Source organism: Mycobacterium sp. (assembly GCF_008709575.1).
Lineage (GTDB): Bacteria > Actinomycetota > Actinomycetes > Mycobacteriales > Mycobacteriaceae > Mycobacterium.
This window is the reverse complement of sequence record NZ_VYIK01000259.1, coordinates 1-805: the sequence shown is the minus strand read 5'-3', so window position 1 is coordinate 805 and position 805 is coordinate 1. Positions and strand designations below refer to the sequence as shown.

Below are 805 nucleotides of genomic sequence, written 5' to 3'. Positions count from 1 at the left end.
CTGGACGTCCAGTGAGTTCAACACCGCGCCGGCCCCGGTCTGGATGCCGCAGCCAAGCGGCCCCACGAGCTCGACCGGGGTGCCCGGCAGGAGCTTGACCACGTTGCGTTCGTGAGCCAGCGCGTGCGTCGCCAACGATGACTGGCCGAAGAAGTTCGCTCCCAATTTGGTGCCGGCAGAGGCCAGCCCGGAGGATCCGTCACAGCGCACCCCGCCGAAGTTGTATTCGAGGAAGTTGTGGCAGTACGCCGGTTCCCCCTTCGCGCAACGGGGGCACGTGCCGCAGCTGTTGAAGCTGATCGCGACGTGATCACCAACGGCGACCGCCGTCACGTCCGCACCGACGGTCACCACAGTTCCGCTGCCCTCATGGCCCAGGACGCCGGGTAAGGGAAACGGCAGGTGCCCTTCCTTGACCGCGATGTCGGTGTGGCAGATGCCGACCCCGGCGATCTGCACCACCACTTCATCGGGTGCCGGGCCTTGAAGCTCGACCTCGGTGAGGGTGAATGGCGCGCCCACCTCCTTAACCACCGCGGCTGAGATTTGCATTCGTTGCCCCCTTATCTTTTCTCTTCTGCGGCGTTTGGTCTGGTGCGGTGCTGCCTGCGCTTCCCGGCGGACCCGACAAATGTCGTGGTCCACTACGCTGACCTCAGTGCAGCGAGTGTGGCCGAACGACCCGCGCCGCCGCGTCACCACATTGGGCGGTTCTCGACCCCGCAGAAGAGGTATTTCGCCCCCTACACTCCGAGGTGCCTCAGCTAAAAGTGAGCGCGAAGCGGTGGTTGGTGCCTCACGCATG

1 protein-coding gene is annotated in these 805 nt (G+C 65.1%); it reads right to left on the bottom strand.

Features of this window, described 5'->3' with window-relative positions; translation table 11 throughout:
* The coding region (locus F6Q13_RS18305; protein ID WP_293059566.1) for an alcohol dehydrogenase catalytic domain-containing protein at nt 1-552 on the bottom strand (552 nt) is incomplete at its 3' end.
* Between the last annotated feature and the right edge of the window lie 253 nt (nt 553-805).